This is a genomic window from Olivibacter jilunii (assembly GCF_900607235.1).
Classification (GTDB): Bacteria; Bacteroidota; Bacteroidia; order Sphingobacteriales; family Sphingobacteriaceae; genus Olivibacter; species Olivibacter oleidegradans.
In genome coordinates this window covers 1-22,233 of record NZ_LR027861.1, presented here as the reverse complement: position 1 = coordinate 22,233, position 22,233 = coordinate 1, and the positions used below count along the sequence as shown (strand labels likewise).

The window sequence follows — 22,233 nt, the reverse complement described above, 5'->3', positions numbered from 1 at the left end:
TAGTTAATTTTGCTCTCAATTAAAATTATAACCGATGAGGCTAATTTTTTCCGTTAGAATTGTTATGTATAGAGATAGGGCTTAATAAGAGCACTTCTTTAACACTTATCTTATTTCAGGACATCTCCTGGAACATTACTTTTATTTTAGATTCTGTTTAACATCCTTGAGTTCAATAGGTTCTTGAGGTATTAATCATTTTTTTATGGAAATCTCTTGGAAAAGAAAGTTTCTCGTTATCTGGACGGGTCAATTTATATCCTTATTAAGTAGTTCAGCAGTTAATTTTGCGGTTATCATTTGGTTGAGCATAGAAACGGGCTCCGCAGAGGTGTTAGCTTATGCGGCTATTGCCGGTCTTTTGCCACAAGCTCTTATAGGGCCCTTTGCCGGTGTCTTCATCGATCGGTGGGACCGAAAAAAGACGATGATTTTTGCAGACGGCTTTATAAGCATTTGCACCATCGCTATGTCCTTACTTTTTTATGCAGGTCATTTTGAGTTAATATATATCTATTTGTTGTTGGGACTCCGCTCGGCTGGGTCTGCTTTTCATATGCCAGCCATGCAAGCGTCTGTGCCTTTGTTGGCACCTGAATCGCAGCTATTACGTATAGCGGGTATTAATCAAATTATCCAATCTGTTTCCAATATTGCGGGACCCGCATTGGGCGCATTTGCCATCGGTCTTTTAGATATTGGTCATGTTCTTTTACTCGATGTTGTTGGCGCTTTTATTGCAATTTTGTCGTTACTGTTTATACGTATTCCAAATCCAGCTCAACAAATATTAGATAAAGCAAGTATTGAACAAGTAGGACGGGATATCGTGATTGGGGTCCGTGCCGTTACAAAGAATAGAGGACTATCTTATTTGTTTCTTTTTTCCATTTTAGCCACGTTTTGCATTATGCCGGTAGCCGTCCTTTTTCCGTTGTTGACATTACAGCATTTTGGAGGTGGCAAATTTGAAATGAGCTTAATTGAAGTCGTATGGGGAATAGGAATGTTAGTGGGAGGCGGGTTATTAGGGGTTTTTAAACCCAATGCCAGTAAAGTTATTTTAATTAACTACATGCACATACTGTTGGGCCTTTCTTTAGCTATTTCCGGTATGTTACCGATGAACGTTTTTATTTTCTTTGCAATTTTAACCGCCATTGGCGGTGTCGCCGCCTCTATTTATAACGCGAGTTTTACGACGATTATTCAAGAGGAAATTGATCCCGCTATGATGGGAAGGGTATTTTCCATGTTCTATAGTATTGCGATATTACCCTCCGTCATCGGTTTGTTGAGCACGGGGTTTATAGCTGATTATATTGGAATCGGCCGCACGTTTTTTATATTAGGCGGAGCAATTGTATTAATAGGTTTGATTTCTTTTACGGTATCTCCGTTGATGGCACTTGGACGCCGGAAAGAACGATCGGAAGTTGAACAGGATGAAATAAATTAACAAATTTAAAAAAAGTATGGCTAAGGTAGTAATCTACATAGGAAGTCTTTTGGTAGTTATAGGCTGTATTATGTACTTTACCAATTCTAATCTGAATTGGTTCGGAAAGCTCCCTGGGGATATTCGCATAGAAAAACCGGGATTCACTTTTTTTATGCCCATTACCAGCATGGTCATCTTATCTGTTTTTATAAGTTTGTTGATTTGGATGTATCGGAAATTTTTGGAATAACCGATACATCGAATGCAGCTGCCTAACTTTTTTCTGCCTATCGGAATAGGTATATTTCCTTGGACTGACTTGAGAATTTGCTAAAAGGCTTCGTTCAGTCCGAGGAAAAAACCACGGGCGCCATATCGACCAAAAGCATAATCGAGGCAAAGATTGGTGCGGGTCGCTTTGTTGAAGAGTACACGAAGTCCTGCTCCTCCCCCTGGTTGCCAACGCTGGAATAGCTTAGTGCCTAGATCGTCATTCGCAGTTTGTACATGGAAAAAAGTAACACCACTCAGGAACTTGTTTCGTGTAATGGGGAAACGATATTCAACTTCCGAATAAAAATACAATGGACCCTTAAAATATGAAACGGTATAACCCCGGCCACTCCGGAAACTTGGGTCTTTACCTGTACCAGGTAGCTCCAAATAAGGTAGGGCTCCACTGACGAGATAAGAGCCCCAATTCCAGAATGCGATAACATGTTCAGGGTTGCGTTTCGACAAGCTCCAATATTTGCGAAAATCGGTCGTAATCTGTACAGCACTTTGGCTACTTCCTATCCATGTTTGATTAACGCGGATGCCAACGTCGGAATAAATACCTTTATACGCACGATTTTGATTATCGCGGGTAGTATATTGTACATTGAACAGGAAGCCATTCGCCATATAGTCTTCTTGCTTAAAACCATATCGCTCGTTATAGATATGATAAGGAGTAAGTCCCTGATCTATTTGTCTGTCTACAATTTTCCTACGGATATCAAAAGATACACCTGCTCCGAGAAATAGGTTTTCCTGAATCTGTTTGTAGATTTTTTCTCGGAAGTTATAGTATTGTGCATGTTGCGTATAGCCTCTACGTTCGGGATTGGTCAATACCCGGTCTTCGTCAGTGTCACCGCCCGCGTGCCCAATTCCAATCCCAAAGTCGGGTGATACGGTTCTTGCAGCTACTAAGCTTCCTTGTAAATTCCATTTATTCCCGGGTGTGTAAACGTTATGACTTAAGTAAAAGTAAATGATGCCTTTTGTAGTAATCGAAGCTGAAGTAGCAGCAACCGACATCAACGTGTTGGGGTCGTTTCCTAAAACTTTTCCTGCCACTGCCTTAATTCCAATCTGGGCTCCAATACTTGGATTGTAAGCTATATTAGGCATAGGGGTAATACCTGATTTCTTCTTAAGCGAATCAGGTTTTCTCTTAGGATGGATAATGTTCCTTATTAAATCACTGATATCATATTGATAAAAAGTTGAATCAGCTTTCTGCTTAGGTTCATCTATTCTCACTGCAGTTGTATCTTGTCCGTAGCTAAATACATATACATTTAACAAACAGAACATGCTTAGCCATGTCTTTAAGTGTTTTTTAAACGTTTGGTGCTTACGAAGAAGCGACTTCCGGGAATTAAACGAGCTGTTAAATTTCAAAATATTCTTCTTTGTTTTAAACATGTTCAGAACGAACGTAAACAATTTTCAATCCAAAAATTTCAATTGCTTTTCGCCCGAGCAATATCCATAACACGAAATGATTATTTTATGTTTAGATGATTCGTGTAATATTTCTATCGATAAAGCAACATTGGTAAAATAAACATTTCGTTTTCTTACAATTTTGAATGGTTCATCAAGCCGAATTTTGCGATATAAATATAACGTTATGACAAGCAAAGCATCTATTTTAATAGTCGGCGCAACGGGCGCGGTAGGCACACAATTAACCGCTTATTTAGCTGAAAAAAATGTCTCATTTAAAGCGCTAACAAGGGAAGGCGCAAAACAAACAAGCTTAATTCAATATAAAGGGGCGGAGATTGTTCACGGAGATCTTGCCAATATGAATAGTCTCAAAAAAGCATTAGAAGGGATAAAAAAAGTATTTCTGCTAACAGATTCCTCTGAACAGGCCGAATTCTTGCAGTTAAATTTAGTGAAAGCGGCGAAAGAGGAAGGTGTTGAACACTTGGTTAAATTGTCCCAATTTGCAGCAGATCCGGTTTCCCCTGTGCGTTTTTTAAGATATCATGCTGTGGTTGAGCAGAAAATAGCGGCCAGTGGCATACCTTATACTTTTTTACGACCTAATTTATATATGCAGGGGCTATTAGGTTTTAGAAAGCTTATTTCCGAACAAGGATTGTTTTTTGCGCCCATTGGCAATGCTCGTATAAGTTTAATTGATATCCGCGATATTGCTAGGGTGGCTGGCGAAGTGCTGACTGGTAAAGGACACGAAAATCGGATTTACGATCTTACAGGCCCAGAGGCAATCACGCATGAGGAAATAGCTGCTTGTTTTTCAGAAGAATTGGGTCGGCCCATCCGATTTATAAATGTAGGACCCGATGAAATGTATCAAGAGCTAATTCGCTTCGGGTTTCCTCAATGGCAGGCGGCGGGGCTAATAGAAGATTATGCTCATTACGCTAGGGGAGAGGCCGCAGGAGTAAGTGCTGCGGTAAAAACAATAACAGGCAGATCGCCCCGGAATTTTCGAACTTTTGCTCAAGATTACGCTTCTTTTTTCTAATGCGTACTTTCTAACGCCTAGTCGCGAAATCTTTAGCAAATAAAGACTTCGCGGCTAAGCGTACATCTACAAGTTTAGATGTATTCAAAATCTGCTGTTTTAGGGAAGTTTTCCATACCTTCAAGTACGATTGGAGGGACAGGGCGTGCTAATTTTCGTTTGATGGTATCCATCCAACTTCCTTCCACTTTAAGAAGGGCGTGTAATGTATCCGTTTCCGCTATAAAGCTGTGTTGAATTACCCAAAAAGAAGCGTCGCGTTTCATTTTCAGAACTTTTGTGTCAATATATATACGGGAAGATAATCGGATTTCCCGTTTAAATACGCACTCCTCTTTAAATAGTACCGGCCCAAAATGTTGATCGATCATAACAGCAGCATTTATGCCGTAACGATCTAAAATTGCAATTCTTTCCTGGGCTGCAAGGTCATAATAAACACTATGTCTCAAATGAAAATTAGGATCGAGATCTGCCCACCTTAAATTTAAAAATTCCATTGTCCTCTAATTTATTTCCAACTATTATTTGATCGGTCGATGTCCGGAATTTTATGCTCGGGATCTAATTCAACACTTATTATTTTTGATTGCGTGCTCACATTAAACGTAGCATCAGCTCCCCGTTGCCAAATTTCTACAGGAACGGTGAAATTGTGAACTGTACCATTACTTTCTTTAATGCGTGCCAAAATAGGCATAGCCATTTGTTGTTTGTTTTCCACCGTGATAATTACTCCGTTTTTTGGTTCTCCATTTACATAGCTCACCCCTTTAATGGCTTGATCTAACTGCCAATTATGATAATACCAAGCCCTCCAAAACCAGGATAGGTCTTCTCCTGCACCGTTTTCTATCGAACGGAAGAAGTCTGCCGGTTGTGGATGTTTATAAGCCCAATTATGAATATATTGTCGGAATGCGTAGTCGAATCTTTCCGGTCCGAGAATGACATCCCTAAGTAAAACCAAACCAAAAGCAGATTTGAAATAGGCGAGAGGATGCACATATTTACGATCCATGGCGTCGGGAGGCGTCATTAGCGTATTAGCTTCTCCGCTTTCCGCAATCACTTTAACAATTTCATCCGCCGGATGTCCACCTCCCGGTGCATACTCACCGTCTCTTTTGGGAGCAAATTCCCCATCATTAAATTCTTCCTGCGCCAAAATATTAAGAAAAGTATTGAATCCTTCATCCATAAAAGGATAACGACGCTCATTAGATCCTACGATCATTGGAAACCAAGTATGTCCTATTTCGTGTGATGCCAAAAGATACATGATATAGGGTTTCGCTTGATAACCATTAAAAGCCATGCCGGGAAACTCCATGCCGCCAACAGGCCCAGCGACGCTGGTAGCTACCGGATATGGAAATGCAAACCATTTTTTTGAATAGTGTTCCACTGAAGCTTTGATCATTTCCGTTGACCTTGGCCAAGCAATCGAGTCGGTTGTAGATTCAATAGGATATACCGACTGTGCCAAGGCTGTTTTACCATCCGGTAGATTAATGCGCGCTGCGTCCCAAATAAAAGCAGAGGATAACGCCCAGGCTACGTCGCGCGTATTTTTCATATTAAAATGCCAGGTTACCGTGCCACGTTTGTTTTTTGTTAAGCCTTCTTTTAATTCTGATGCTGAGCGTATCATGACCGTTGCGTCCGATTCTTGAGCTTTGGCAAGCCGGGCTAATGTTTTCTCTGTTAAAACTTCTTCTTTATTGATTAGATCGCCTGTAGCAACGACCAAGGCACCGGCGGGTGCGGTTATCGAAAAATCAATATTTCCATAATCGAGATACATTTCTCCGCTACCCATAAAAGGTAGCGTATTCCAGCCATAATAATCATCATAGACACATAAGCGCGGATACCAATAAGAAAATTCAAAAATCTTACCGTTTTTAGTATCTAGATAGCCGGAACGCCCTCCACCGCCCTGTTTCTGTAAAGTATAAGCATATTTGATGGAAAGCTTGAGTTGTTCACCCGACTTTAGTGGGTGAGCTGCCAGTCGGATCTGCATGCGGGTGTCTTCAATTAGATAACTTGCATCTACCCATTCCCCGTTCCTTTCTATTTTAACCGAGCTGATTAGATAGCCTTTACGCGCATCTACAGCTGCGATCGGTGCTTGTATTCGATTCCCTCGTGTACTAGCCAAGGTATTGTTTTGGTCCAGCTGAAGCCAAAGTTGGTCTAGTTTATCTGGGCTGTTATTCTGATAGCGGATTTCCACTATTCCCTCCAAATTATAGTTAAGTGTGTCAAAAGATGCCTGTATACGGTAATCTGCCTGATTTTGCCAATATTTAGGGCCAGGTTTGCCACTGGCACTTCTGTATTCGTCTCCTTTATAGGTATAGAAGTCCGGTGCAAAGATTTTTTCGGGATAAAATTGAGCAAAGGCGTCTATCACGCTAAACTCCATCGCTATAAATAATGAGAAAAAAAGCGTTAAGATTTTTGTGGTTTTCATTGAAGAACGAATGTAAAGGATGGAAAATTCTATTAAATTGCTGTTGTCCGGGATTTGCCAGTGTAAAAATAGCTAATCTGGCGGACGTTTATTTAAGATAAATGCTGTTTCGTTCTGAAACCAATTAAAAATCGTCTTTATCTCTCTTCTTTTGATGCGAGCCTGGCCGAAATATTAAACGTAGGGTAGGATCATTGGTAATAAAAGACCACATCCAGCTGAATATCAGCTTCATCTTATTTCTAAACCCTATTAAGGGGATTATATGGATAAATAACCAAAGCACCCAGGCAAAAAATCCTTTAAAAGAAAACTTTGGAAGATCAGCTACTGCTTTGTATTTGGAAATGATGGCCATGCTTCCCTTATCTTTATAGTGAAAAGATTTTTGTTCTTGACCGCTAACTGCCCGGGATAAATTCTTTGCCAGTAATTTTCCCTGTTGTATAGCCACTTGAGCAAGCTGTGGGTGGCCCTCAGGAAAATGGGGGTCCGTTGTTTGATAGCATATATCGCCAATGGCAAAAATATTGGCAGTATCTACTACTTTATTAAAAGCGTCGACTATAATCCGCCGTCCCCGGGTTATAACCTGCGATGGTAATCCGGGAACTTCTCGTGCTATAACTCCCGTAGCCCAGATAAGCGCTTCCGTCTCAATTGTCCTTCCATTCGACAAGATGACACGCCCATTGAGGTAATCCTTTACTGCCGCATTTAAAATCACATTAACACCTAACTTGGTTAAAACTTTCTCCGCTTCTTGTTGGGCAGTTTTACTCATAGGGCCCAGTAATACAGGCCCGGAATTGACAAGGTAAATATGCGATCTAAAATCTTTGATCTCAGGATATTCTTTTGCCGCTATATAACCGCCTAATTCAGCCAACATTCCCGCAAACTCAACACCGGTAGGCCCACCTCCCGCCACAACAATATTAAGTAAGCCATCTCGCCGAGCGGTGTCCTGCATTCTGACTACTTTCTCCATATTTAAGAGAATATGGTTGCGTAAATGAAGGGCTTCGTCTATTGTTTTCATGGGTAGCGAGTCGTTTTTTACCGACTCCATGCCGAAATAGTTTGTCTCTGTACCTAATGCGAGAACAAGGTAATCATATGATAAAGTTCCTGTATCTGTATCGATTGTGTTTTCCGATACATTCACTTGAATTAAACTACCCATGTGAAAACGCAAATTATCTTTTTTCTGAAACATTCGGCGAAAGGGGTAGCTAATATTGGACGGTTCAATAAATGCGGAAGCGACTTGATAGAGGAGCGGAGGGAAAAAGTGATAATTATTTTTATCCACCAAAGTGATTTCGAATCTTTTATCCGATTCGATGGATTTTATGAAATTAATGCCGGCAAATCCACCGCCAACAACTACTATTTTCATATATGTTATTGTTTTTTGTTTTAACAATACCAGGTCCTGAATCCTAGGTTAATTTTTTGAATTTCTGATCCAGCACGTGCAGGTCACCTATTTAACTGGTACAAAGTACATATTGTTTGGCATAGAAAAGAATCGTCTTCGGCTCTTATTCGTAATTATTAAGTTGTAATGACTAATTTAGGTAACAGGAAGGAATACATTTTTACGGATAAACATGAAACTACAAGCTTTATCGCACGGTGTCTTTATAAGTGGCTAAGAATAGCTATAACAATATCATGGTTTTTTAGGATGTTTTCTTTTCAGGCAGCTCATTATATTTGAACCAGTCTTGGAGTTAGTGAGAACTATTGAAAAGAAATATCTTATGAAAAAGAGATTGTTGATTTTTGTTTTTTTTACGATTGGCGTCATCCCAATTACTAACAGCCAACAAAAAGAAAAAGATATAAGGCAAGGACCGTTGGCAATTGAAGGTTGGTTTTTTAGAGCGATTAGCGGCTATCCGGTGTCCATTACCTTTGAACCCCTTGTGCTATTTAAAAACGGCGATTATTTTGAGGTAGGTGAAGAGCCGCTCGATGAAGTGGAGATTGGTACTTCCAAACAGCAAAAGCCGAAAGCTTGGGGCAAGTGGCAATTAAAGAACGGTGTCTATTACCTCACTAATTATAAAGGAAAAACTGTTGACTACAAATTAGGCTCAGGAAATTGGTTCCCAGCTTATGCATATCATAAGAGCCTACCATTAAAAAACGTATATAAGCGGACGAGCGGCGGAGACTATGGCAACGGTACCCATGCACTGATCATTAATAAGATTAGCTTTCTAGATAATCAGTACTTCGAAGAAGGAACTAATTCAGGCATCAGTACACCGAGCTCCGCTGCCTGGAAAAAAAGTAAAAATGCCGGCACTTATACTATTGATAAACATACGTTGACTCTTCGTTATAATGACGGTCGGGAAGTACGTCGCTCGTTTGCAGTAGGTGCTTCAGGTAGTCCGGCAAGGCCTTCTATGAATATGTTATTTATTGGGGGAGATGCCTTTGTTGATGCTGATTAAAGTTACTGTATTTAACAATAAGAAAAGTGCCGCTAACTAGTAATTACTTTATGCTTAAATAACTCGCTTTCCTCCATAAGTAATGCTTCTTCCAGCGTAAAAAAAGCATCTTGCTGATAATCGGGAAGCGCTGTTAAACGTTGGAATTCATCAACATCCACTCCGATGGGTATAAATACATAAGATTGCTGATGATGCTGTCCGGGCGCGAAAAGAACGGTGAAGCCGTCCTCCTTTAATTTATTCAGTAACTCGTGTGTTAATGCTTGCTCCATGCTGCAAACATACTTAAATTAAAATACAATTGCCTCGCCGATATAAACCCTTTGATAGCGCTTCGCTGTTTTATAAAGAAGCAATACGTTCAAATATACGCGCGACAATTTCTGCGCCCGGGTCCGGTACACTTTTTAATACAGCTTCGGACAGATATGCGGAGCGGCCGAATTTGGTCTTGGTTATATTCTTTGTTCCATCGGCACCTTTTCGAGCTTGCTTCGCTACTTCCTGAAGATCCTTTTGTTGAGCCAATGCTTCAAAAGCGGGTTGCAGTGCATCCACCATGGTGCGATCACCTACTTGAGCCCCGCCGTATGTGTTCATTTTCTTTAATCCTTGCAGAAGCGCTTGCCCCATGTCTTGTAAGGTTGAAAATTCATTTCCGGCGGCGGTAAACAGGATGGATAAAAGAACACCACTGGAACCACCGGTTTCCCTTGATAAGATACGACCTATACTTGACAATAATTTTTCAGGCTCATTTAAAGGTAGTGCATGAATGGACGATAACAAGCGCCGTCCGGCAATTGCAAAAGTAGAGCCCGCATCCCCATCGCCAACTTGTATATCCAATTTATTGATTTCCGCTTCCGACAAAATCAAAAGTTCAGCAATGCATTCTATAAATTGTTGTACACGACTATTGCTTGATGCTTCGTACGGAATGGTTTTAGGAAGCATCGGGTGTGGTACAACGTTCGGTTTCGAAAACGTCTGTATTTGCCAAGTAGCGAGATTAACAGGTGCTATTAACGCCCTTTCAAGGTCGTTATTTAACGCGAGCAGCGAAACGGAGAAGCCGCTCATGTTAATAGACGACATCAGTGCCGCCGGGCCAACAACATATTCAACCTTATCGGCCAAATGTGTTTTACGAAAACTATTGAGCAATAAGTTCATTTCTATTGGACTTACACTTCCCATGTTGTTGAAAATCATGGCGTATTTTCCGTTCTCTTCAGGTAAGTGCTGTGCTAATTTGTCGACCACCAGCTCCATGAGCTTATCAGCTTGTGCGTAAGGAATAACTTCTATTCCGGGTTCTCCATGTATACCCAAGCCTAGTTCAACTTCATTGTCATTTAATCGCATGGTAGGTTCTTGCCCTAAATGTTGACATTCGGTAAGTGATAGCCCGATGGATATCGTGTTATCAATCACATGGTGTGCTGCCTCTACAATTTCCTGCAGCGACTTGCCTTCCTCGGCTAGATACCCTGCTATTTTATGAACGAATAATGTCCCCGCCAGACCTCTTCTTTTTACATCGGTGCCAAGTGCAATATCATCATCAACGGTTACAATCTCGACCTGAAGACCAAGTGCTCGTGCTTGTTCCGCAGCTAGGCCGAAATTGAGCCGATCGCCTGTATAATTCTTTATAATAAGTAGACACCCTTTAGAACCAGCCGTAGCTAAGATGGCTGATAAAACGGCATCAACGGATGGAGAGGCAAATATGTCTCCGCAAACGGCGGCTGTTAGCATCCCTTTTCCTACAAAGCCGGCGTGGGCAGGTTCATGCCCGGATCCGCCACCGGAGATGACTGCAACTTTTGACTTGTCCCAATCTTTGCGTAGTACAACACGTACTTCTGGGAAACTATCCAATTTAACCAAATTAGGATTAGTTAAGAGTCCGTCTATCGCTTCATTTACGATTTGATCCACTTTATTGATAAAGAATTTCATGATCGATTTTTTTGGCAAGTTAATGAAGAATTTCTCTTAGATGTTCATTTATTGGTAAGATTGTAAAACTGAAGAAGTTTTATGCGTTATTTTTCGTTTTCGAAAAAAAATACTACAAAAAACGCATAATCCAAAGATTTCTTTTTAAATTGGCCTTACCATTATAAACGTATTAAATCAAGGGATTAGTTTTTTATAGCTGTTCGCTTTTCGATGTATGAAGAGTTTGAACTTCATGTTTATTTAAGTTGTTTGCCACCTAATTAACTAAACAAAATGATATGAAAAAATTAAGACAATTTCTGTTGTTTCTTTTTGTGCTGAGTTCAAGCTATGCCTATGCACAAGAAAAGACCATTCAGGGTAGGGTTATTGATATAAACACGGGAGAAAGTTTATCCGGTGTAACGGTAACCATCAAGGGCACCGAACGGCGAACACAAACCAACGCACAAGGTATTTATGAGCTAGTTGCCACCCGCGGAAGTATCCTTGTGTTTTCTTACATAGGCATGGAACCATTAGAACTTACTGTCGGCGCTGAAACACGTGTTGATGCCCGTTTAAAACCCATCGCCTCCGGATTAGACGAAGTGGTGGTGACTGCTTTAGGTATTCGAAGAGATGAGCGTTCGTTAGGATATACTGCGCAAAAAGTGACAGCTGAAGAGCTCAACTATAATAAGCAACCTAATATGGTAAATGCTTTACAAGGTAAGGTTGCGGGAGTTACCATCAGTAGTACCGGTGGAGCACCCGGGCAGGGAGCAAGGATCCAGATACGGGGTATCAACTCATTGGATCCTGCACGGGATAATCAGCCCTTATTTGTGATCGATGGCGTATTAATGGATAACAGTACATCCGTTCAAGGCGAAGGAGCAGAAGGTAGAGGATTGAGCAATAGAGCGGTTGACGTCAATCCCGATGATATAGAAACCATTAATATCTTACGAGGAGGCGCCGCTACCGCTTTATATGGTTTACGGGGTGCCAATGGCGTGGTCGTTATTACCACGAAGTCAGGTAAGTCCGGTAGTTTGAAAATTGACTATCAAGGAACAGCCGGTTTTGAAAACGTTGCGCGTTTCCCCGAGTTGCAAAACACCTATACGCAGGGGTGGCAAGGAGAGTATGATCCAGCGTCTTTCTGGCCGTCTTGGGGACCAACGGTAGCCGACGCACGCGCTATTGATCCAACGCATCCTGCCCAGTTATATGACCATGTTAAAGATGCGTTTAGGACAGGTTCTCAGTTTAAAAATACGTTGACATTGTCGGGTGGCTCAGAAAAGATTACTTTCCTATCTTCCTTGTCCCAGCTAAATCAAGAAGGGGTATTACCGGCGACAGATTTCAAGAATTACCAGGCCCGATTGAATACGACCTTTAAATTAAGCGAAAAGTTCAATGGCGGTGTCAACATGAGTGTTAATAATTCGGGTGGTTATCGGGGTAATGCCGGTAGGTACATTGAGCAATTAATTTATTGGTCGCCCCGTCATGACGTGAATGACTATTTAGAAGACAATGGCACGATGCGTTCTTACGGAACAACGACCAACCCTCGATACGTAGCCGAAACCAATCGTTTTAAAGATGACGTTTTACGATTTATAGGAAATGTCAACTTCTCCTATAAACCAATTGAGTGGTTAAACCTTTCTTATCGGGCCGGAATAGATACTTATCGTGATAATCGTTTGGGCACGGCCCTAGGGTTTAGAGATTTGGTAGGTGAGCGATTGGTGGAAGAAAACGGAACCGATGCGAATCCCGGGCTAGGTTTCATGCGGGTTTATAATCAAAACTTCCGTTCCATCAATAGCACTTTCATTGCAAGCGCTGATCACCAGTTTTCAGATGATTTCGGTGCGACTTTACGGTTGGGACACGATTTATACGATCGTTATATCAGGCGGGAAAATACAGAGGGATCTAATTTAAGTGTATATGATTGGTTTTCATTACCAAACGCCAAAACAATTCAGGCTGACACTTATGAAGAGAAATACAGGCTCATGGGTATTTTTGGTGAACTTTCCTTTAACTATAAAAACTATCTATATTTAACACTAACCGGTAGAAATGATATCACTTCCTCCTTGGTAAATCCACGGAACTCCTTCTTTTATCCATCTGCCACACTTAGTTATGTGTTCTCTGATCATCTGAAATTGCCTGACGGCATTGATAATGCCAAGTTCCGTTTCTCCTATGCTAGGATCGGTAAGGACGCTGACCCATATTCAACCAGTCGTGGCTTAGCAATCTACCGCGGTCTCCCCACAGGGTATAGTGGGTTTACGCGACCAAACTTATTAGGTGACCCACTGTTGAAGCCGGAATTTACAGACACCTGGGAAACCGGTTTAAGCATGGCTTTCTTACAAAACAGATTAAGTTTCGATTTTAATTATTATCATTCTGTAAGCAAAGATCAAATTATTAAGATTCCGGTATCTTCAAGTATCGGTTATGTGAACGCCGCGGTTAATGCGGGCAGTATGCGCAATCAGGGGATAGAGCTCTCTGTTAATGCAAGACCTGTTCAGTTCGATGATTTCAGTTGGGATACGCGCTTGAATTTTTCAATGAACAGAAATAAAGTTTTATCGCTTCGGGAAGATTTAACGCAAATAGAGGCGGGAAATGAATTTGGTTATTTGAGTTCCAACGTATACATGTGGCTGATCCCCGGAGAAGCCTATGGCGACTTATATGGTCGGGTATTAAGACGTTATTATACACCGGACGAAATAGCGCAAGGTTTGGATCAATCGGATGAAATTGATCCGAACAGACCACTTTTAATAGGGGATAACGGTTTTCCAATACTGGATGCGGTTGCTAATAAGAAGAAGTTAGGAAATGTGCAGCCGGATTGGTTAGGAGGATGGAGCAATACCTTTAATTATAAAGATCTGTCTTTATCCTTTCTTATTGACGCCCGAGTGGGTCAGGAGCGATATAATCAATTAGCGAATTTTTACTCAGCCTTTGGCATGGCCAAGTACACGGAAAATAGAAATGACCATATGGTTTTTGAGGGTGTATTGGCAGACGGCACACCAAATACAAAGGAGGTATGGCTCGGTCAGGGTGTTGACCCTGCCACGGGACTTAATTATGGCGATGGCTATTATAGAATCATCCACCGCGGTGTATCCGAGAACTTTGTAGAAGACGCTTCATGGGTACGCCTTCGTTCGGTTTCGTTAGGATATCGATTTCCACAAAAGTGGTTGCAAAATAGTTTTGTAAAAAGCGTTCAGTTGTCGGTCACCGGAAACAACTTGGCTTTATGGACAGATTACTCGGGTTTCGACCCGGAGAGCACAACAACAAATAGCGGTTCTAATGTGGATGCTTTTGCGGGAATGACTTATCCATCCGTTAGAAGCTTTTTGTTTACTTTAAATGTTGGTTTTTAAACATACGATTATGAAGGCAAAATTTATATATATAGCGCTACTGGGAATTATTTTATGTTCAAGTTGCAAGGATTATTTTGATCTGAACGAAAATCCCAATTTGGTGCAAGATCCACCAATCAATGCCATGTTGACAACAGCGACGCAAAAAGCAGCGTTGAATATGCAACAGTTTGGTCTGATTACAAGCTATTATACGCAATATCTGGCAAATCCCTCAGCTAGTGGGGCAGCTGACACCTATCAAGTAACGGATGATTCAGAAGAATGGAATGACGTTTATTACGCAATGGCCGATCTATATGATATGATCCAAAAGGCCGATTCAACAGATGCGTTTCACCATGCAGGAGCAGGTAGAATATTGATGGCTTATCAGCTAGGTTTGGTAGCCGATGTTTGGGGAAGAGCCCCTTTCTCACAAGCCTTTTATGCTAATGATATATTAACGCCGGCTTATGACAGTGAGGATGCACTGTACAGCGAGTCCCTTCAACTGATTGACCGAGGAATAGCAGACCTACGAAAAACCGGCGTTACAAGCGAATTGGATGAAACCTCGGATTTAATGCACCACGGAGATGTAAGCGCATGGATTAAAACTGCCTACGGATTGAGAGCACGCTTGCTGAATAAGCTGTCCAAAAAGTCGAGCTATGATCCAACGGCTGTTCTCGCCGCATTGGATAGCTCTTATCAATCAACGGATGACGAGTCTAGCATGAATACTTTTCTAGGTATAAATCCATGGGCGCAGATTGCTAGAAATAATGCTAATAATCTATTAGGTGGTTGGTTATCAGATAATTTTGTTAATCATCTGAATGGGGCTACCTATGGTTTCGAAGATCCGCGCATCGCTAAAATTACTGATAAGACTATTAATGGCAACTACGTTGGAACTCGCAATGGTCAGGGCAATGTTGGAGGTCCGAATACAGTCCACGATGAATGTTATATCAGTACCAATTCACCTCTTACCGCAGAAGCAGCTCCGTTGGTTATTATGACTTACGCAGAACTTAAATTTGTTGAAGCAGAGGCTGCATTACGTGTTGGAAACAATAATCGTGCTTACGAGGCTTATTTAGCAGGCATCCAAGCCCATATGGACAAACTGGGCGTGGCTGTTTCTGATAGGGATGCGTACCTGCAAAATAGAACGGTAGCAGTTGGAGCAGCTAACCTAAGTTTGGAACTGATCTTCAAAGAAAAATACGTTGTTACCTATTTGAATCCCGAAGCTTGGAATGATATGCGAAGAAATGACTATCAATATAAAGATTTTAGGTTGCCATTGAACGCTTATCTAAATAATTTTATTAGACGAGTTGCTTATCCCGCTGATGAACGTGGCCGAAATAGTAGTAATGTGCCGGCAGATGAGCCCTTAGATACCCCACTTTGGTGGGATCAACCTTAATAGCTATCGCTTAGTTTTAGAACAATAAAATATGCACCTTAAAAAGAATATTCTTGGTTGTCTTTTTGTTATTGGTTGCTTCTTTTGTAAGTCGCAGGAATTGAGTTTAGAAACACTTACATCCTATCCCTTTCCTTCTTCCTTAGTAACGGGTGGTACGGGAAGTAAAATAGGATTGGCAATCAATGAGCAAGGGAAGCGAAACATATGGGTTGCTGAAGGACCAACTTTTGAATTGCGTCGGTTAACCAACTTCTTAGCAGACGATGGGCAAGAACTGAGTGGTCTTAAAATTTCGAACGATGGGAGATGGGTAGTTTATGTAAAAGGCGGTGATCATGGTGCCTTTGACGAGAGTGAGCCAAGAAATCCTTCATCTCTCCCTATTAAGCCAAAAGTAGAAGTTTGGAGCATACCCTTTGAAGGCGGAGATCCAATATGTTTAGGAGAAGGAGATTATCCCATCATTGCACCGGATAGCAAGGAGGTTTTATTTGAGCAAGATGGACAGCTTTGGACGGTTCCCATTAATGGTGGGCAAGAAGCGAAGCCTTTATTCTTTGCTCGTGGTAAAAATGGCGGGGCCCAATTTTCGCCGGATGGTTCTAAAGTTGTTTTTGTCTCCGATCGGGATGATCATTCACTCATTGGCGTATTTCATGATATAAAAACACCCATTCAATGGTTAGCACCGGATTTTAGTCGGGATTTATCCCCTCGATGGGCGCCTGATGGCACTGCGGTTGTTTTCGTAAGGACAGCAGCCATTGGTGGTGCCTCAGACTCGTTAACGGTACAAAAAGCGAGGCCTTGGACGATTTGGCGCTGCGATTTGGATGATGGTCGCAGTACGAAAATATGGTCTTCTCCCCATAGCCTAAGTGGTTCAGTTCCAACTACAGATGGAGGTTTTAATTTGCATTGGGCGGATAAAGAACGTATTGTGTTTTTATCTTATCATGACGGCTGGCCACATTTATATAGCATTTCATCAGCAGGTGGCGAAGCCTCATTGCTTACACCAGGGAACTTTATGGTGGAGCACGTACATTTAAGTGCTGATAGAAAGTGGCTGCTATTCAGTGCTAATACAGGTGAAAATAACGATGATATCGACCGACGTCACCTGTATCGAGTGTCCGTTAGTCACAGTCAAATGGAAGCGTTAACAAAAGGAACAGGGATTGAGGCTTTTCCACAGCTTACGGGAGATGGCGGGCACGTAGTATTTGTTAAATCAACCGAACAACTAGCTCCGACACCGGCAGTGATGCCATTTCAAGTCAATGCCTCCGTAAAGCTCATTGGAGAAAAGTTAATCCCCCAATCACTTCGTGATGCTTCCTTAATAAAGCCAAAGTCGGTAAGTTGGAAATCGATAGATGGAAAAACCGTATACGGGCAACTGTTTGAGCCTAAGAATAAAGTTAAACGGCATCCGGCCATCCTGTTCATTCACGGCGGTCCGCAACGACAAATGCTAGCAGGATGGCACTATGGTGATTATTATGCCAACACTTATGCCTTGAATCAATACTTGGTGAGCAAGGGTTTCGTTGTATTGGCAGTTAATTACCGTCTGGGTATCGGTTATGGTTTCGAGTTTCACAAACCGGCTAATGCAGGACGATTTGGCGCATCGGAATATCAAGACATCCAATCGGCCGGTGAATGGCTTGCAAAGCGCAAAGATGTAGATGCACAACGCATAGGCGTCTATGGAGGTTCTTATGGTGGATACCTTACTGCCTTGGCCCTCGGCAAAAATGCAGACCTTTTTGCGGCAGGTGTCGATATTCATGGTGTACATAATTACATGGAACGGATTAACCTCCGTGCGACTGAACCGGCGCCTGACTTGGATCTAGCTATGCAGTTAACTAAGGAGTCATCACCCGTTTCGTGGGTTGATCATTGGAAATCGCCTACATTAATTATACACGGTGATGACGATGGCAATGTCGACTTTCACCAAAGTATTGATTTAATTGAGCGTTTAAAGAGGAAATCGATTCACTTGGAAACGATTATGATTCCTGACGAGACACATCATTGGATGCGCTATCATAACCAATTAAAGGTTGACCGCGCAGTCGCTGATTTTTTTGAAAAAACGTTAATAAAAACAGAGAAGTGAAAATTTTTATTTTTAAGATTCAGTATCTGAGATTACAGGTATTCATTTATAGTTTCCTTTGTTTCTTGCTTCCGGCCAGCTTGGTACTTGCGCAGGATTTATCTCTACCCCAAGGCTTTGACAACTATGTGCATCAGGTGCTGAAGACTTTTGATGTGCCGGGGCTAAGCGTCGGTATTGTAAAAGATGGAAAAATCATACTGACTAAAGGCTACGGTGTGAGGAGGTTAGGCGAAGCCGCACCTGTGACAGAAGAAACACTTTTTAGTATTGCTTCCAATAGTAAAGCCTTTACGGCAACGGCTCTAGCCTTATTGGTAGAGGAGGGAAAGTTAAAATGGGAAGATCGAGTAATCAAGTACTTGCCCTGGTTTCAACTGAATGATGCTTATGTTACAAGTCATTTAACGATACGTGATCTATTGGTGCACCACAGCGGATTACCCGCATATGCCAATGATTTGTTGTTGTTTCCACCCTCTACCTTTAGTCGACAAGAATTATTACGGAAGTTGGCGGACGTACCCCTTCAACATGACTTTCGGTCTGTATATGCCTATGATAATATTCTCTATATAGCAGCTGGTGAAGTGATTGAAAAGGTGTCGGGTATAACTTGGGAAGATTTTATTAAAAAGAGAATTTTCGATGTTGTAGGTATGCAACACAGCATAAGCCGGTTTTCCATGCTTAAACAGCAAAAAAACGTTGCTTATGCACATGTGAAACGAAAAGGCCAATTGAAGGTAGTTGCCAGTTTTTTTGATCAGAATATTGGCGATGCAGGAAACCCAGCGGGAGGGATAGCATCCTGTGCCGTTGATATGACGAAATGGGTAGCCGCGCAATTGGACTCGGGATTAACATTAAACGGAGGACGCTTGTTTGCATCGAACGCGACGCAGGAGCTTTGGAAGATCGTAAGACCTATGCCGATATCGAAGGAGCCTGCTTGGCTTCAGCCTGCACAGAAAAATTTCTATGGATACGCTTTAGGTTTCAGAAAATACGACTATAGAGGGTATGAGGTAATCGGGCATGGTGGACTTTTGACGGGTTTTGTTTCACAAATCGCAATGGTACCACAGAAACGTTTGGGCATTGTTGTATTGACTAATCAATTATCGTCGGGAGCCTATTGGTCCATCATTAATCACTTGCTAGATTATTATTTACAAACACAGTCCTTTGATTGGATCGCCGGCTATAAAAAAGAAGCAGATAACGCGAGCATTAAACAAGATTCTATAGAGAAACAGCTGCGTCCCGACTCCACGTTAAAGTTAAGTTTACCTTTAGAAGCCTATACCGGTGTATATACCAATAAGTTATTGGGAAAGGTTCGTATTAAAGCCGAACATGATTCGTTAAAAATACGATTCTTAAATTCACCGCAATTAAATGCATCGTTATGGCACTTTCATGGAGATATCTTTAATCTAGCTTTTGACAACCGGGATCGAAGTTCAGCGCCCATGTTATCCTTTTCTTTGAATCCCGACAAATCAATCCGTGAGGCGAACTTCATATCGACCTTTACTGATGCAGATAACGACTGGGAGTCGGTAATTCTCAAACCTGATAAAAACGCCATAAATGATACCTTAATGTTAAAGAGAAAAATAGAGAAAGTTCTTCAAAAAGGAAATCCCGGAACTTTCGCGATAGCATTTAAAGATTTATCGGATAACGATACCTTTTTCTATAATGAACACCAATTGTTTCATGCTGCCAGTACAATGAAGACACCTGTATTGGCGGAGACATTTAGGCAAATAGAACGCGGTAAGTTAGCGCTGTCGGACTCTGTTGAAGTTTATAACGAATTCAAAAGCATTTATGATGGTAGTAGTTATGCAATTGACGCACGGGACGACAGTGAACAAGGACTTTATTCATTAATAGGAAAGAAGGCGGCGCTTGCCGATTTGCTTTTGCGAATGATAACACAGAGTAGTAACCTTGCGACTAACATTGTAATAGATCTAGTGGGGGCAAAGAATGTGATGAAGACAATGGAACGTTTAGGAGCGAAGGAAATGAAAATTCTTCGAGGTGTGGAAGATAGTAAAGCCTTTGCACATGGAATGAACAATATGGTAAGCGCCTATGATCTATCACTCTTGTTCGTACAACTGGCAAGAGGCGAAATGATTAACAGCAGATCGAGCGAACAAATGCTCGATATACTGATGAAGCAGCATTTTCGAGGCATAATCCCTGCAGAGTTGCCAGCGGACGTCAAAGTGGCTAATAAAACCGGCTCAATCAACAAGGTGTGCCATGATTCAGGTATCGTTTTTTTACCGGACGGAAGGAAATATGTACTCATATTACTTTCTATGGGAGTCGATGAAAAGTTGGCGCAACAATACCTGGCTGAGATATCAGGTGTTTTTTATCATTATGTATGTAATAAGGATACAACCGAATAAACCTTAATAGTCTATTAGAGTTGTAGATTTTTAACTTTTATTCTACCTTTGCCTCTCTATTCTTGTTGAGGCTGTAATTTGGTTTTGATATATCAATAATACATCAGGACATCGTCGGCTTTACGGACGGTAAATATATGATTGAACTAAAGGATATAAGCAAAGTTTTTCGGAAGAAAAACATCGATATTAAGGCGCTTACCGAGGTCAACTTGAAAATTCCGGAAGGTCGTATATATGGAATTATTGGTTCATCGGGTGCTGGGAAAAGCACGCTCATAAGATGTATTAATTTACTTGAAAGACCTACCCAAGGTCAAGTGCTGATTAATGATGTGGATCTTATGACATTGTCACCAGGTAAACTCATCGATGTCAGACGAAAGATCGGTATGATATTTCAGCATTTTAATTTATTGTCCTCGCGAACAGTTTTCGAAAATATCGCTTTTCCCCTTGAGTTAATTGGCACATCAAAAGAACATATTCAATTAAAAGTTAAAGAACTGTTGGATTTAGTTGGTTTGGAGAGTAAAAGTGACGAATATCCCGCTAGCTTATCGGGTGGGCAAAAACAGCGTGTAGCCATAGCCAGAGCATTAGCGAGCGATCCTGCTGTTTTGCTTTGCGATGAAGCAACCAGTGCGCTCGATCCGGCGACAACTCGATCCATTTTAAACTTGTTAAAAGATATCAATAAACGATTAAATATAACGATTGTCCTAATCACCCATGAAATGGATGTAGTGAAGGCAATTTGTGATGATGTTGCTGTTTTATCGGAAGGGAGAGTAATAGAGCGGGGCAGTGTACGAGAAATATTTTCAAATGCAAAGACTGATTTAACGCAGCAATTTATAAATTCTTCCCTTCACGTAGATATCGCACACGAGTATCTGAATCGTTTAGTACAGGTTTCTGAAGATAACGGCAAGGATTTATTGTTAAAAGTGCGTTTTAATGGAGCTAGCACTGATCAGCCTTTGCTTTCTTCCATTGTCAAGTTATTTGGCATTGATTATGAAGTATTGAATGCGAAAATGGATACGCTAGGAGATATGCAAGTCGGTGTTATGTTATTGAAAATCAGTGGTAGTATCGATGCGATAACAAATGTGATTAATTATTTTAAAGACAAAAAATTAGAGGTGGAGGTCATAGGTTATGTCTGACGCAATGCTGCTGATGCTATTAAAAGGAACCTGGGAAACAATCGTTATGACCTTTGTATCGGGTTTTTTTGGTTTCTGTTTGGGTTTGCCGACGGGTGTTTTATTGTTTATGACACGCGAAGAACAGATGTTGGCTAACAGAAAGTTAAATAGAGTTATCGCGGTAGTTGTAAACGTCTTTCGTTCGATTCCCTTTATTATTCTTATCGTTTGGATGATTCCTTTCACCCGTTTGGTAGTAGGTACATCCATCGGAGTTGGGGCCGCCCTAGTGCCCTTAAGTATCGGTGCTGCGCCCTTTATTGCCAGAATGATTGAGAACTGCTTGTTGGAAGTGCCGCACGGACTGGTTGAAGCAGCAAGAGCCATGGGAGCTAAGCCTATTCAGGTTGTTCGTAAAGTATTATTCCCCGAACCCCTTCCCGCCATTATAAACAGTGCAAGCATGACGCTTATTACCTTAGTTGGTTATTCAGCTATGGGTGGGGCTGTGG

Annotated in this window: 16 protein-coding genes; 10 read left to right on the top strand and 6 right to left on the bottom strand. The window is 41.4% G+C overall.

The window, feature by feature from the left end; translation table 11 throughout:
* The first annotated feature begins 205 nt into the window (after positions 1-205).
* Both E0E36_RS26580 and E0E36_RS26575 read left to right on the top strand, forming a co-directional pair.
* Entirely contained in the window at positions 206-1,459 is a 1,254-nt protein-coding gene (locus tag E0E36_RS26580) for an MFS transporter (protein WP_130858455.1), read from the top strand.
* A gap of 16 nt (positions 1,460-1,475) precedes the next feature.
* On the top strand, positions 1,476-1,691 hold the full coding sequence (locus E0E36_RS26575) for a DUF2905 domain-containing protein (protein WP_013667779.1): 216 nt from the start codon (positions 1,476-1,478) through the stop codon (positions 1,689-1,691).
* An 80-nt stretch (positions 1,692-1,771) separates the two neighbouring features.
* Here the strand turns inward: E0E36_RS26575 and E0E36_RS26570 are convergent, their stop codons facing one another.
* Positions 1,772-3,025 (bottom strand): BamA/TamA family outer membrane protein, encoded by a 1,254-nt coding sequence (locus tag E0E36_RS26570; RefSeq protein WP_130858454.1) that lies wholly within the window; start codon positions 3,023-3,025, stop codon positions 1,772-1,774.
* 319 nt (positions 3,026-3,344) lie between these two features.
* Between E0E36_RS26570 and E0E36_RS26565 the strand changes: the two genes are divergently transcribed.
* Entirely contained in the window at positions 3,345-4,214 is an 870-nt protein-coding gene (locus E0E36_RS26565; RefSeq protein ID WP_130858453.1) for an SDR family oxidoreductase, read from the top strand.
* A 74-nt stretch (positions 4,215-4,288) separates the two neighbouring features.
* Here the strand turns inward: E0E36_RS26565 and E0E36_RS26560 are convergent, their stop codons facing one another.
* The 3 genes from E0E36_RS26560 to E0E36_RS26550 form a co-directional block, all read right to left on the bottom strand.
* Positions 4,289-4,714 carry an acyl-CoA thioesterase gene (locus tag E0E36_RS26560; protein ID WP_130858452.1) on the bottom strand — a complete coding sequence of 142 codons (426 nt, stop codon included), beginning with the start codon at positions 4,712-4,714 and terminating at the stop codon, positions 4,289-4,291.
* Positions 4,715-4,725: 11 nt separating this feature from the next.
* Entirely contained in the window at positions 4,726-6,696 is a 1,971-nt protein-coding gene (locus tag E0E36_RS26555; RefSeq protein WP_130858451.1) for a M1 family metallopeptidase, read from the bottom strand.
* A 124-nt stretch (positions 6,697-6,820) separates the two neighbouring features.
* Positions 6,821-8,098 carry an NAD(P)/FAD-dependent oxidoreductase gene (locus tag E0E36_RS26550; RefSeq protein ID WP_130858450.1) on the bottom strand — a complete coding sequence of 426 codons (1,278 nt, stop codon included), beginning with the start codon at positions 8,096-8,098 and terminating at the stop codon, positions 6,821-6,823.
* Between the two features lie 367 nt (positions 8,099-8,465).
* On the opposite strand from E0E36_RS26550, the gene E0E36_RS26545 reads away from it, so the two are divergent.
* Entirely contained in the window at positions 8,466-9,167 is a 702-nt protein-coding gene (locus E0E36_RS26545) for a hypothetical protein (protein WP_130858449.1), read from the top strand.
* A 32-nt stretch (positions 9,168-9,199) separates the two neighbouring features.
* Here E0E36_RS26545 and E0E36_RS26540 read toward each other — a convergent pair whose 3' ends face one another.
* Together E0E36_RS26540 and E0E36_RS26535 are read right to left on the bottom strand one after the other, a co-directional pair.
* Complete coding sequence (locus E0E36_RS26540; protein WP_130858448.1) at positions 9,200-9,442, bottom strand: hypothetical protein; 243 nt, start codon at positions 9,440-9,442, stop codon at positions 9,200-9,202.
* A 70-nt stretch (positions 9,443-9,512) separates the two neighbouring features.
* The gene (locus E0E36_RS26535; protein WP_130858447.1) at positions 9,513-11,138 is read right to left on the bottom strand and encodes a dihydroxyacetone kinase subunit DhaK; all 1,626 of its coding nucleotides are present in this window, start codon (positions 11,136-11,138) and stop codon (positions 9,513-9,515) included.
* Between the two features lie 281 nt (positions 11,139-11,419).
* Between E0E36_RS26535 and E0E36_RS26530 the strand changes: the two genes are divergently transcribed.
* From E0E36_RS26530 to metI, 6 genes are all read left to right on the top strand, one after another.
* The gene (locus E0E36_RS26530; RefSeq protein ID WP_130858446.1) at positions 11,420-14,572 is read left to right on the top strand and encodes a SusC/RagA family TonB-linked outer membrane protein; all 3,153 of its coding nucleotides are present in this window, start codon (positions 11,420-11,422) and stop codon (positions 14,570-14,572) included.
* A gap of 10 nt (positions 14,573-14,582) precedes the next feature.
* The gene (locus E0E36_RS26525) at positions 14,583-15,995 is read left to right on the top strand and encodes a SusD/RagB family nutrient-binding outer membrane lipoprotein (protein WP_130858445.1); all 1,413 of its coding nucleotides are present in this window, start codon (positions 14,583-14,585) and stop codon (positions 15,993-15,995) included.
* A gap of 31 nt (positions 15,996-16,026) precedes the next feature.
* Complete coding sequence (locus E0E36_RS26520; RefSeq protein ID WP_130858444.1) at positions 16,027-18,132, top strand: S9 family peptidase; 2,106 nt, start codon at positions 16,027-16,029, stop codon at positions 18,130-18,132.
* Positions 18,129-20,567 (top strand): serine hydrolase, encoded by a 2,439-nt coding sequence (locus tag E0E36_RS26515; protein WP_130858443.1) that lies wholly within the window; start codon positions 18,129-18,131, stop codon positions 20,565-20,567. The genes E0E36_RS26520 and E0E36_RS26515 overlap by 4 nt, the downstream gene beginning before the upstream one ends.
* Positions 20,568-20,704: 137 nt before the next feature.
* Complete coding sequence (locus tag E0E36_RS26510; protein ID WP_130858442.1) at positions 20,705-21,739, top strand: methionine ABC transporter ATP-binding protein; 1,035 nt, start codon at positions 20,705-20,707, stop codon at positions 21,737-21,739.
* Positions 21,732-22,233, top strand: a 502-nt coding sequence (metI, locus tag E0E36_RS26505; RefSeq protein ID WP_130858441.1) for a methionine ABC transporter permease MetI, incomplete at its 3' end; no start/stop codon positions are given. The genes E0E36_RS26510 and metI, both read left to right, overlap by 8 nt.